Consider the following 12,974-nt stretch of genomic DNA (forward strand, 5'->3'; position numbering starts at 1 on the left):
TGGGTCTTTTTGGGCTTGCCGAAGCCTACGGGGGCGACCAGAATGCGTCCATGGCCGACTTTCACCTCATGGGCCGGGCAAAAGCAAGCGACAAAGCACCCTCAAATGCAACAGGAAGCGCGAACTGGCAGGTGGCGCGCCTGTCGCCTGCGGGCATTAGTGCCGGGCTGCCCCCTGAAGAAACCGCTGTTTGCCCGCTCATCCCGGCTTCCATGCCACTGGTCAGCACACCATGGTCACGTCACATCCGGTCACCTAATATGAAAATCATGCAAGCACCGAGCCTTCACCGTTGGTCAGGAGTCCACACACCCGGCGGAGCCGCGCACCCCAGCGCCGGCTTCACGGCCATTGAGCTGATGGTCGTCGTGGCCATCGTGGCGATATTGACTGCGCTGGCAGCACCCAGCTTCCAGCCGCTGATCGAACGCTGGCGGGTGCGTGATGCGGCGGAAGGCATGACATCGACCATGTATCTGGCACGCTCCGAAGCCATCAAGCGCAGCGGCAACGTCATCATCATCAAGAACCCTGACAACTACCTCGGATCCACCTGCGCCACCACTGGTCTGACGGATTGGAGTTGCGGCTGGCGGGTGTTCTTTGACGCCAATGGTAGTGGCGATCAGACCCTGCCCTGCAACGCGGCAGCCATCCCGAACGAATGTGACATCCAGACCGCACCTGAGATGACCCGGATGACCGTCAATCTGGCAGGCAGCACGGGAAAAATCGTTGTTGACCGCTGGGGAATGGCGTCACATGGCGGGGGAGCCCCGGCCAACATGTTTTTTGAAGTCATGCCCAAAGGCAAAGACATGACTGACGCCAGCGCGGCACGCCTTTGTGTTGGCATGGGGGGCCGCATTGTCCGCAAAAAAGGGAGCGAGACATGCTGACAGCAATCCTGCCACCTGAATCCCCAAGAACCCCCCTCACCGGCCAGAGAGAACCCTCCATGCGTCCCGCCCACATTCACCACCATGGTTCGCAGCGCGGCGTCAGCCTTGTCGAATCACTGGTCGCCATTGTCGTCATGTCGCTGGGCATCCTGGGTATCCTGGGCATCCAGATGCGCACCCTCACCGACACCTCGACCACCCTGCGCCGGGCGCAGGCCATTCGCCTGATCGAAGACCTGGGCGAGCGCATGAAGATCAACCCGAATGCCATGGCAGACATCGGCACCTATGTCACCGCGTTCGCCGACGCTCCGACGGTAGGCAGTTGTGCGACGGGCTGCGACCACACGCAATTGGCCACGTATGACTTGGCCGTCTGGAAAAAGGCCATCCGGGACAATCTCCCTCTGGGCCAGGCCAGCATCTTTGTGCCGCCGGCCGAAGCCGGCGTGCCCGCCGGGCAAAGGCGCCAGCTGGGGGTGATGATCGCCTGGCGTGAGAATGAGCGCGACATTGGCGATGCCGCCGAAAAGAAAATCTACAAGGACAACATTGACGCCACCCAAGTTCGGGCCGCTGACGGCACCTTGAGCGATGGTGCTGGCTTTGCCTGCCCCGCCACGTTCACCTGCCACCTCCAGTACATCCCCGTCGCTGCACGGTGCGCGCCCTACGCCCCCGGCGGCAACGCCCCCTCGTATTACTGCCCAGGGGTTTGACATGTCGACAAGAAATCGCCCCATTCCCACAGGCCTGGCACATCGCAGTCCTGGCCACCACCGGCACAAGGCCCTGTTGACGCCTTCCCACTCCCAGCGCGGGTTCACGCTGATCGAATTGATGGTGGGCATCACCATCGGCCTGCTGACCATTGCCGTGGCGATGGGCGCGCTCATGGTCTCGCGCGGCGTCTCGGGCACGGTGTCCGACACCAGCGGCATCCAGCAGCAGGCAGCCTACGCCATGCGTGTCATTGGCCTGCAACTGCGCCAGGCAGGCTCCATACGCCTGAACATGAACCCCAACTCCTTCGTTGCGGAGGACCTCTACATCGCACCAGTAGGCTTCGAGGCCACCGCCGCCGCCTCGGGCAGCGCCAAAGGATTCAATCCATCCACCGACACCATCACCGGCACCGATGCACCGCCCACCCTCACGCTGGGCTACCGCCGCTTTACGGAGCCCGTGTTCAGCAGCGTGGTCGAACAGACGTTGGCGCGCAATTGCGTCGGAGGCCCTGACAGCGCCAACCCAGACCAGCGCCTGGAGAGCGTCTTTCAACTCACCGGCAGCGATCTGCAGTGCAGCGGCAACGGCGCGGCAGCACAGTCCATTGCGCAAAACGTAGCCAACTTCCAGGTGCGCTACATGCTGCAGGATACCGTGAGCACACTCGGCATCCCCAAGATAACGCCCGTTGACGCGGCCGGGGTAGGCAGCAACTGGGGTCGGGTGCAGGCAGTGGAGGTGTGCCTGGTGCTCTATGGCGTCGAGGCCATCGACCTGCCCGCCGGTAGCAACTACACCGATTGCAACGGCACCGCCGTGGACATGAGCACCCTGACCGGCGCCCGCGCGCGCCGCATGCACGCCGTGTTCCGAAACGTCTTCCAGATGCGCAGCCAGGGGCTGACCGCCGCCATGTAACGCTTGACGAGAAAAAACCCCCATGCCAAGGCTCCCCCTTTCCAACCACCGGCCACTGCGCCCGCAGCAGCGGGGCGTGGCGCTGTTTGTCGTCATCGTGTTCGTCATGCTGTCCATGCTGCTGGCACTGTGGGCATCGCGCACCTCGCTGTTCAACGAAATGGTGGTGGGCAACGACGCCGACTACCAGCGCGCCTTCGAGGCCGCCCAGGCCCTGCTGCAGGACGCTGAACTCGATATCCGGCGCGAGTTTCCGGACGGCAACCCCTGCACTGCGGCCACGTGCCGCGACTTGGTTGGCGCCGCCGACAAGATTCCGGCGGATCCCTCAGAGGTGACCCCCCTGCTGACGACCCTCGACAGCCAACCCACCAAGTGCCGTTCGGGCCTGTGCACCAAGCGCACGGGGCGGCAGGATTTCTGGAACTACACGAGTGCCACGAATCCTCCACCCCCCGATTTGAAACCTGGAGAGGTCAAGCTCGAAGACATGACCCAGCCCACGGTTGGCGCTCGCTATGGCCAGTACACGGGTGCGGCCCAGGGCAGCGCAACAGCCCAGGCCAACCCCATCTTGCAGTGGGATGCCACCACACCCAACAACCAGGGTGGCTGGTACTGGATTGAATTGCTGAAGTACGACGACAGAGAGGGCGGCCCTGATGTCATCATAGATCCCAGCAGGGCCGACGTACTGGCGCTGAACCTTTCACCCAACGTGGTCTACCGCATCACCGCCGTGGCCTACGGGCGCAAGCCCAACACGATGGCCGTGCTCCAGCAGACCTACGCCCGGCAGCCCCGCAAGAACTGACACGGACCCACCACCCCCCATACCGCAGAACGGCTTGGACCTTCGGCTGACCGGTCCCTGCACAAGTCTTCACCACCCAACTTCCCTAAGGAGCGCGCCATGCACCGCACCGCTGCCCCCCGTTTTCGCAAGCACCTCATCGCCCTGGCGGCCAGCGCCGCGATGGCGCCGCATGGCGCCTGGGCCCTGGACCTGGCGCAGTCACCGCCAGGCACGGTAGAGCCTTACGTCTCCCCCAACGTCATCATTTCGATTGACGATTCCGGGAGTATGGAGTTTCGCCTGGACAGCGAAAACAGCACGAGCAACAACCAGACGACCCCCAATCCCGACGGTACCTGGCCGGCGACGGCCAAGCGCATCAACGTGCTCAAGTACACGATGGTCGGCAGTGGCGGAACAGGCGGCATTTTCCGCGACACCACGCTGCTGCCCGACAAGAAGATCCGGCTTGCATGGCAATCCATGTGGAACAACGGTGACTCGCCCGACGCGCTCAACGTCAACAGTTCGACCATGAAGACCAACTCCATGCGCCGGCTGAACACCACCCACCGCAACAACTTCATCAGCTTCATCAGCGACCTGGAGGCGAGAAACGGCACGCCCTCGCACACGATGTTCAAGCAGGCCGACGAATACATGCGCAGGGGCTTGGGCACCAGCAGTGCCTGGGCGTCCGACCCCGGCACCACAGGAGCGCCTTACCTGGCCTGCCGCCGCTCTTACCACATCATGATGACGGACGGCCGCTGGAATGGCACGGCCCACGCCATTCCAGACACTTCGAAGCGCGACAACGCGAACAATATGTCGCTGCCCGATGGCAATGTGTATGGCGGCAGCAACGCCACGGAACGCGCCAAGACTGCGCTCTACCGGGATACGGTCAACAACACGCTGGCCGACTGGGCCTTCTACAGCTGGGCCACGCCCATGCAGACGTCGGGCCTGACCGGCACCATGCAGCCGGCGGCAGACTACCGCAAGGCCCCCGCCACCGAGAACTTCGGCAAGGACAGCGCCAACAAGGACGCGATCCTGGAGCGCTACTGGAACCCGCGCTACAACCCGGCCACCTGGACGCACATGGTGACCTACACCATTGGCTTCAGCACCGTGTCCACCACCTGGCCGGGGGCCTCCGACATTGCCGCACCCACGGAAAAGACCCCCTTTGGATACGACGGCAGCTTCCGCGATTTCGTGACGGGGACCAAAACCTGGCCCACCATGGACAACGAGAACAAGCGCTCGCTGGACCTGTGGCATGCCGCCCTGAACGGCCGGGGCCGCTTCTACGCCGTGACCAAGGGCGAAGACCTGGAAAAGGCCTTCCGCGAAATCTTCGGCCAGATCAATACCGCCACCGACCCCGACCTGAGCGCCAGCGCCACCAGCGGCTCCAACATCTCGCGCAGCGAAGTGGGCAAGTACACGGCAGCCTATGAGCCCACCAACGGCTGGAAGGGTTTCGTGACCGCCGAGCGCGTAAAACCCGACGGCACCAGCGTCAGCGACCCCGGCTGGGGCGGCAAGAACACTGCCGACAAGCTCGATGCCCTGGCCACCGTCGGCACGCGCCTGGTGCTCAGCTGGAGCGACAAGTGGGACGCCAGCAAATACCGCGGCGGCGTGCCTTTCAAGTGGGCGTCGGACGAGGCCAACCTCAGCACGGCACAGAAACTCTGGCTGCAAAAGAATGTCGGTGGTACCGATGAGGGGGCCACCAAGGGCCAGGAGCGGCTTGAATACATCCGCGGCGAGCGCGACAAGGAGGGCTCCGACGACACCGGCTACACCACAACCAAGCCTTACCGCGAACGCAAGAGCCGCCAGGGTGACATCATCAACTCCGATGTATGGTACCTGGGCCCGCCTGCCGGGGACTCGTTGCTCAAGGGCTATGCGAGCTTCGTGCGCAGCGAGAAATCACGCGCACCCATGATCTATGTGGGCGGCAATGATGGCATGCTGCATGGGTTTTCAGCGGCCGATGGCCAGGAAAAACTGGCCTATGTGCCCCGGGGCGTGATTCCCAACCTGACCCTGCTGACCGACCCGCAGTACAACAACAAGCACCGCTATTTCGTCGACGGGTCCCCCATGACCGGGGACATAGACGCCAATGGAGGCATACAGGACCCCAGCGACCCCGCCTATGCGGCCTTTGTGCCCGACTGGCGTACCTACCTGGTGAGCACCCTGGGCCAGGGCGGCAAGGGGTACTTTGTGCTGGACGTGACCAATCCCTCGGCCACTGCTTCGCCATCCGGAGTGCCTGGTTTTACCGAAGGCAATGCGCAGACACTGGTCAAGCTCGACCGCACGCGCGGCTCCAGCGAAATCGCCCCCATTTGCGGCGCCATGACCGGCCTTGAAAAGACCACCTGCGAAAAGATCGTGGAAGAAGACAAGGACATCGGCCACATCACGTCCCGGCCGGTGCGCGACGCCAACGACGCCATGCGCACCACGCAGATCACGCGCATGAACAACAACCGCTGGGCCGTGGTGCTGGGCAATGGCTACAACAGCACCAACCAGCGCCCGGTGCTGCTGATCCAGTACTTGGACGGTCAGCGTGAGCTGCTGCGCATCCCCACCACCAACCAGGCGGCTGGCACGGGCAATGCCAACGACAACGGCCTGGGTGCCCCACGCGTGGTGGACCTGGATGGCGATGCCCGCATCGATGTGGTCTACGCCGGGGACAACCTGGGCAACATGTGGAAGTTTGACCTGACCAGCGCCACCCCTGGCGACTGGAAGGTCGCCTTCAACGGCAGCCCGCTCTTCACAGCCCAGGGGCCGGCCGCACTGGGCAACGCGTCGCGCACCAAGATCCAGCCGATTTCCACGGCCCCCACCGTGCGCGCCAACGACCGCAACAAGCAGAGCGGCAGTGGGCCCACGGCGACAACCTCGCGCGTGGGCGGCATGATGGTCGCCTTCGGTACAGGCCGCAATGTGGATGTCAACGACCCAGCGAGTGTGGATGTGCAGTCGCTGTACTCGGTGCTGGACAACACCCGTTACCGCTTCGTGGGCACCGGGGCAAGCAGGCGCCTGGAGGTCCATCCCGGCGGCGGCAGTTGCCCCAATGGTGCCGATTGCGTACCCGCCCCCGCAGCCCTGGGCACCGGCGTCGCGACGGCCAAGCTGGGTCAGCAGAAATTCACCGATGTGAGCGGTGACAACGCCACGGTCGATGTCGTGGACGAACTGAAGCTGGAAACCTGGGGCAACTACAACGGGTGGTACCTGGACCTGCCAGCCGTGGGCGAGCGCCTGCTCAAGCCCCTGGAGTTCTACGACGCCACCAACCTGCTGACGGTGTGGTCGCAAGTGCCGGCCAAGGGCTCCAACGTGGACCCCAATGTCGAAAGCTGCGAATCGACCTCGGTGGATGGAGAGCGCCAGTACCGTACCTTCGTGAACATCATGGACGGCAAGCGCCCCACGTTCCAGATCGTGGATGTGAACGGCGACAAGAAGTACGATGCGGCCGACCAGGGTGTCTCCCGGATCCAGGTGACCAAGGGCCCGCACAGCATCATCAAGAAGAACAAGTCGCTGAACCTGGACATCGATGCCAAAGGCAACACCAGAATCGATGCAGCTGCACCGGAGGAATCCATGCGTCCGAGCTGGCGCCAGATCCGTTAATCGGGCCCGAGGACTGTACGATGCACACAATGAACCACAACACATCCATGCGACAACGGGGCTTCACACTCATCGAGCTCATGACGGTGGTGGCCATCGTCGGGATTCTCACGGCGATCGCCCTGCCCAGCTACAGCGAGTACATCCGGCGCGGGCACCGTGCCGATGCCCGGGCTGGCTTGCTGCAGGCCGCACAGTACTTTGAGCGGGCAGCCACTGCGACGGGCGTGTACCCAACTTCTGTTGCGGGATACACGCTTCCAACGAACTTGAGCTGGTCCGGAGATGCCACCAAACGCTACGATATTGCGGTTGTCGGCACGGCAAGCACCTTCACGTTGACGGCTACACGCAAGGCGGGGACAGCGCAGGCGACCGACAAGTGCGGCAATCTAACGTTGACCAATACCGGCACGCGAGGCATGGCGGCGGGAACCTACACCCCAGCCACCCTCACCCAGGCCGACTGCTGGAACAAGTGACCCCGCCCCCATCCGACAGACCCCGCATGCGCTAGCATGCACGCCACCATGGCGACCTCTTCGGAACAACAACACACCACCCAAGCGCTTGAGCTAGCCACTCAGGCGCTTTGTCTTTCCAACCCCAATCCCCGCGTGGGCTGCGTGATCACTACGCCAGATGGCCGCTTCCTCGGCCAGGGCTTCACCCAGCAGGCCGGCGGCCCGCATGCCGAGGTCATGGCACTGCGCGACGCGGCCGCCCGGGGCAACGAGGTGCATGGCGCGACCGCCTTCGTCACGCTGGAGCCCTGCTCCCACCAGGGCCGCACGGGGCCCTGCTGCGATGCGCTGATCGGTGCCGGGATCGGCAAGGTGGTGGCTTCTCTGGCCGACCCCAACCCCCTGGTTTCGGGCCAGGGCTTTGCGCGCCTGCGTGCAGCGGGCGTCGAGGTGGTCGTAGGGCCCGGGGCCGAGGAGTCGCGCGAGCTCAATATCGGCTTCTTCAGCCGCATGCTGCGCGGCACGCCCTGGGTGCGCCTGAAGACCGCCGCCTCCCTCGATGGCACCACCGCCCTGTCCAACGGGCAGAGCCAGTGGATCACCTCGCCCGCAGCCCGCGCCGATGGCCATGCCTGGCGCGCCCGCGCCTGCGCCGTGCTCACGGGCATCGGCACGGTGCTCGATGACGACCCGCGCCTGGACGTGCGCGAGGTCGCCACGCAGCGCCAGCCCCACCTGGTGATCGTCGACAGCCAGTTGCAGACCCCGCTGCAGGCACGCCTGTTCTCCATCCCGAACCGCACCTGTCTGGTCTATACCGCCAGCGGCGACCCGGAAAAGACGGCGGCACTGGAGGGCCGCGGCGCCACCGTGGTCCATCTGCCCAACCCCCAGGGCAAGGTGGACCTGGGCGCCATGCTCCAGGACCTGGGCCGGCGCGCCATCAACGAATTGCACGTGGAGGCGGGCCACAAGCTCAATGGCTCCTTCCTGCGCGAAGGGGTGGTAGACGAGTTGCTGCTGTACCTGGCGCCCCGGCTGCTCGGGCCGGGCCTGGGCATGGCCCAGACAGCGGCCCTGCAAGCGCTCGCGGACGGGACCGCGCTCGAGTATGTCTCCGTGGACCGGATCGGGCCCGATCTGCGCGTCGTCGCCCGGGTACAGGGGCGTGACCGCTTCTGACCCCGCTACCAGCACACAAACGCACCAAAACAGCACAGCACCACCGCGGTGAACCATGCCACATGCTGGCGCATTTTTTGCTTGAAATTGGTGCACTCATTGCATGATGCAGTGAAACGCACCAAAACAGACCAAACAAACGCGTGGAGATGGTATGGAAGCACTCAAACAGGGCACGGATGCCTTGTTCATTCTGCTCGGGGCAATCATGGTGCTGGCCATGCATGCCGGCTTTGCCTTTCTGGAGTTGGGCACGGTCCGCAAGAAGAACCAGGTGAATGCCCTGGTCAAGATCCTCGTGGACTTCTCCGTGTCCACGGTGGTGTACTTTGCGGTGGGCTACAGCGTGGCCTATGGCACCCACTTCTTCGTGGGGGCCGAGACCCTGGTCCAGCAGAGCGGCTATTCGCTGGTCAAGTTCTTCTTCCTCCTGACCTTCGCGGCGGCCATTCCGGCCATCGTCTCGGGCGGCATCGCCGAGCGCGCCAAATTCTGGCCTCAGCTGATCGCCACCGCCATCATCGTCGGCTTCGTCTACCCGTTCTTCGAAGGCATCGCCTGGAACCAGCAATTCGGCGTGCAGGCCTGGATCAAGTCGCTCACCGGCGAAGAGTTCCATGACTTCGCCGGCTCGGTCGTGGTGCATGCCGTGGGCGGGTGGATCGCCCTGCCTGCCGTGGTGCTGCTCGGCTCGCGCGCCAACCGCTACCGCAAGGATGGCGCCATCTCGGCCCATCCGCCTTCGAACATCCCCTTCCTGGCCCTCGGGGCCTGGATCCTGGTGGTGGGCTGGTTCGGCTTCAACGTGATGAGCGCGCAGACCGTGGACAAGCTCTCGGGGCTGGTCGCGGTCAACTCGCTGATGGCGATGGTGGGTGGCACGCTGGCCGCCCTGGTGCTGGGCAAGAACGACCCCGGCTTCGTGCACAACGGCCCTCTGGCCGGCCTGGTGGCCGTGTGCGCGGGCTCCGACCTGATGCACCCGCTGGGCGCCCTGGTCACGGGCGCGGTGGCGGGCACCATCTTCGTCGTGCTGTTCACGCTGACGCAGAACCGGTGGAAGATCGATGATGTGCTCGGCGTCTGGCCCCTGCACGGCCTGTGCGGCACCTGGGGCGGCCTGGCCGCCGGCATCTTCGGCAGCAAGGCCCTGGGCGGCCTGGGCGGGGTGGCCTTCAGCGCCCAGTTGATCGGCACCACCCTGGGCGTGCTCTGGGCCCTCCTGGGTGGGCTGGTGGTGTACGGCGCCCTCAAGGCCACCGTGGGCCTTCGGCTGTCGCAGGAAGAGGAGTTCGACGGCGCCGACCTCTCCATCCACAAGATCAGCGCCACGCCGGACCGCGAAGTGAGCTGGTAAAGCGCTGCCGCGCGATAGCGCCGTTCACATGGCGTTACGTTTCGGCGCGCCGTCCGACAGCGGGCACCCGGGCCTCAGGCTATACCTTCGGTAGTATCCAGAAGGCCCGCTCCTCCATGCCCACCCCCATCGCCGCCCTCAAAGACCTTGCAGCCACCGCCCGCCATGGCTGGATGGCCCTGGTCGCCACGCTCACCGTGGCAGTGGCCACCGGTTGCGCAGGGCTGCCCCAGGATGTGGACCGCCCCGAATCCACCGCCCTCGCCTCCCCTGCCGGCACGCCGCTGGGGCAATTGGTAGAGGCCAACCGCCAGGCGGCAGGGCGCTACCCTTCGGGCTTTCTGCTGCTGGGTGGCCCCCAGGCGGCCTACAGCAGCCGCCTGGCACTGGTGGACGCAGCAACGAAGACGCTGGACCTGCAGTACTACGCCATCCACGCCGACGCCAGCACGGAGCGCCTGCTCCGAAGCGTGGTGTCGGCCGCCAGGCGCGGGGTGAGGGTCAGGGTTCTGCTCGACGACTTCCACAGCGCGGGACGCGATGCGCAGGTCATGCGCCTGGCCTTCGTGCCCAACATCGAGATGCGCATGTTCAACCCGCTCACCGGCGCGCGCGGCTCCACGCTGGGTCGCCTGTTCGGTGCCGCCACGGATTTCTCGCGCGCCCAGCAGCGCATGCACAACAAGCTGTTCATTGCAGACAACGCCATGGGCGTCACCGGCGGGCGCAACCTGGGCGACGCCTACTTCGGCACGGCCGATGCCGGCAACTTCGTGGACCTGGACGTGCTGGCCGCCGGCCCCATCGTGCAGGACCTCTCGCGCAGCTTCGACCACTACTGGAACAACCAACGCGCCTACCCCGTGCAGTCGCTGGTCACGCGCGAAGAGCTGGACGCCATGCGCAAACAGTACGAAGCGGCCGATGCTGCCGAGCGGGAGCGCCAGGTGGCGCTGGACAGCAACCCCCAGGCATCGCAGCCGCCTGCCAAGGTGCCAGTCCAGGGTCAGGATGACCCCGCCCACCCGGGAGCCTCGCACAACCGCATCTGGGACTACCATCCCATGGACCTGGGCAGCGCCGCCTTCGTCTGGGCGCCCGCTGTGGTGCTGGTCGACCAGCCCGCCAAGATCCCGGCCGAAGGCCCAGCCAGCACAGCGTCGCCGACCTCGGCACCTGCCACCGGATCCAATACCCGGCAAGCCGCGCGCATCGCGCCCTCCGCGGGGGCCAGTGCCCCGGCAACCGCCAGCGGCTCGGCGGCACTCCCCTCCATGGACCCCAACGATGCCGGCGAAGGCGACACCGTGGTGGACGGCCTGCTGCACCTGATGGGCCAGGCCCGGCGCGAATTGCTCATCGTCTCGCCCTACTTCGTGCCCGGGCCGGACATGAAACAGGCCTTTGCCCAGGCGCGGCAACGCGGCGTGCGGGTGCGGGTGCTCACCAACTCGCTGGCATCCAACGATGCACCCATCGCCCACGCCGGCTATGCCCGGCACCGGCCGGAGCTGCTGGCGATGGGGGTGGAACTGTACGAAATGCGCAGCGAGCTCACCGGCCTGGGCAGTGCCTTCGGCAGCCCGGGCGGCTCCTCGGGCCGCAGCGGTTCGCCCACCGGCTCGGTGGGCAGCTCGCGCGCCATGCTGCACTCCAAGCTGCTGGTGATGGATGGCCGCCTGGTCGCCATCGGCTCGATGAACCTGGATATGCGCTCGCAAAAACAGAACACCGAGATCGCACTGCTGATCCGCAGCACCGAACTGTCCCGGCGCATCACCACGCAGTTGGAACCAGCCCTGGGCGAACTGGCCTGGCGTGTGGAACTGCAGCAGCCGGGCGGCCAGTTGCTGTGGCATGCGCCACAGGGCAGCGGCCTGCAAAACAGCACCACGGAACCCGATGCCAGCGCCCCGTTGCGGTTGCTGCTGCAACTGCTCGGCCCGCTCGCCCCGGACCACCTGCTCTGACTCAGGCGGCAACGCGGTCCTGCAACGCGTCCACCCATGCCGTGATGGCACGCTGGTCCGTCATCGTCCGCACATGCTGGTACGCCACCTCGCCTTCGGGGAAGCGCCGGCGCATCAGGTTCAGCCACTGCTTGAGGCGGCCCGCGCGCTGGCGCGGCTCCAGGTCGTTGCACACCAGTTGCCAGAATGCGGCAATGTGCGGCAGCAGGTCGCCCCATTCCACGGTGTCGGTCCCCGGTGCGCCTGCATCGGTGGCGCGGATGGCCCGTGCCAGCCCCGGGTCGGCCACCATGCCCCGCCCCAGCATCAAGGCATCGCAGCCCGACACCGCGCGGCAGCGCAGGGCATCGTCCACCGTCCAGATCTCGCCATTGGCCACCACGGGCAGACCCACCGCAGCACGGATGGCCGGTATCTGCTCCCAATACGCCGGGGGCCGGTAGCCATCGGCCTTGGTGCGGGCATGCACCACCAGCTCACAGGCACCACCGGCCTCCATGGCCTGCGCGCACTCGCGCATCAAGCCCGCGTCGTTGAAGCCCAGGCGCATCTTGGCTGAGACCGGCAAGTGCGCCGGCACGGCGCGGCGCACCGCGGCCACCACCACGGCGATGCGCTCGGGCTCCTGCAGCAGGGCGGCACCGCCGCCATGGCGGTTCACCACCTTGGCCGGGCAGCCGAAGTTCAGGTCGATGCCCTCGGGGCCCAGCGCCGCCAGGCGCGCCGCATTCTCGGCCATGCTCACCGGGTCGGAGCCCAGCAACTGGGCGCGCACCGGCACCCCGGCCAGCGTGCGGCTGCCATTGCGCAGTTCGGGCAGGTAGCGCAGGAACACCTTGTCCGGCAGCAGCGTACCCGTGATGCGGATGAACTCGGACACACAGCGGTCCACGCCGCCCACGCGGGTGAGCACGTCACGCAGCACAAAATCGAGAAGCCCCTCCATCGGGGCCAGCAGCAGGGTCATCG

The 12,974-nt window shown here is 65.7% G+C and carries 10 protein-coding genes; 9 read left to right on the top strand and 1 reads right to left on the bottom strand.

Translation table 11 applies throughout. The features are described from left to right. Nucleotides 1–50: 50 nt before the first annotated feature. The 9 genes from U5N23_RS28245 (at nucleotide 51) to U5N23_RS28285 (ending at nucleotide 12,005) form a co-directional block, all read left to right on the top strand. On the top strand, nucleotides 51–899 hold the full coding sequence (locus U5N23_RS28245) for a GspH/FimT family pseudopilin (protein WP_322596022.1): 849 nt from the start codon (nucleotides 51–53) through the stop codon (nucleotides 897–899). A 59-nt stretch (nucleotides 900–958) separates the two neighbouring features. Next, entirely contained in the window at nucleotides 959–1,621 is a 663-nt protein-coding gene (gene pilV / locus U5N23_RS28250) for a type IV pilus modification protein PilV (RefSeq protein ID WP_322596023.1), read from the top strand. Nucleotides 1,622–1,697: 76 nt separating this feature from the next. Further along, nucleotides 1,698–2,549: a PilW family protein gene (locus U5N23_RS28255; RefSeq protein ID WP_322596024.1), complete on the top strand. Its 852-nt coding sequence runs from the start codon at nucleotides 1,698–1,700 to the stop codon at nucleotides 2,547–2,549. Nucleotides 2,550–2,571: 22 nt separating this feature from the next. Then, nucleotides 2,572–3,363, top strand: a complete 792-nt coding sequence (locus U5N23_RS28260; RefSeq protein ID WP_322596025.1) for a pilus assembly PilX family protein — start codon at nucleotides 2,572–2,574, stop codon at nucleotides 3,361–3,363. A gap of 99 nt (nucleotides 3,364–3,462) precedes the next feature. Next, on the top strand, nucleotides 3,463–7,032 hold the full coding sequence (locus U5N23_RS28265) for a pilus assembly protein (protein WP_322596026.1): 3,570 nt from the start codon (nucleotides 3,463–3,465) through the stop codon (nucleotides 7,030–7,032). 29 nt (nucleotides 7,033–7,061) lie between these two features. Then, entirely contained in the window at nucleotides 7,062–7,514 is a 453-nt protein-coding gene (locus tag U5N23_RS28270) for a type IV pilin protein (protein ID WP_322596027.1), read from the top strand. A 36-nt stretch (nucleotides 7,515–7,550) separates the two neighbouring features. Next, nucleotides 7,551–8,678, top strand: a complete 1,128-nt coding sequence (gene ribD / locus U5N23_RS28275) for a bifunctional diaminohydroxyphosphoribosylaminopyrimidine deaminase/5-amino-6-(5-phosphoribosylamino)uracil reductase RibD (protein WP_322596028.1) — start codon at nucleotides 7,551–7,553, stop codon at nucleotides 8,676–8,678. A gap of 154 nt (nucleotides 8,679–8,832) precedes the next feature. After that, nucleotides 8,833–10,035, top strand: coding sequence for an ammonium transporter (locus U5N23_RS28280; RefSeq protein ID WP_322596029.1), 1,203 nt, complete (start codon nucleotides 8,833–8,835; stop codon nucleotides 10,033–10,035). A gap of 116 nt (nucleotides 10,036–10,151) precedes the next feature. After that, complete coding sequence (locus U5N23_RS28285; protein ID WP_416208680.1) at nucleotides 10,152–12,005, top strand: phospholipase D family protein; 1,854 nt, start codon at nucleotides 10,152–10,154, stop codon at nucleotides 12,003–12,005. A gap of 1 nt (nucleotide 12,006) precedes the next feature. On the opposite strand, the gene U5N23_RS28290 is transcribed toward U5N23_RS28285, so the two are convergent. Then, the gene (locus tag U5N23_RS28290) at nucleotides 12,007–12,972 is read right to left on the bottom strand and encodes a tRNA dihydrouridine synthase (protein WP_322596030.1); all 966 of its coding nucleotides are present in this window, start codon (nucleotides 12,970–12,972) and stop codon (nucleotides 12,007–12,009) included. Nucleotides 12,973–12,974 lie beyond the last annotated feature (2 nt).

The organism is Acidovorax sp. (assembly GCF_034519795.1).
Classification (GTDB): domain Bacteria; phylum Pseudomonadota; class Gammaproteobacteria; order Burkholderiales; family Burkholderiaceae_C; genus Acidovorax.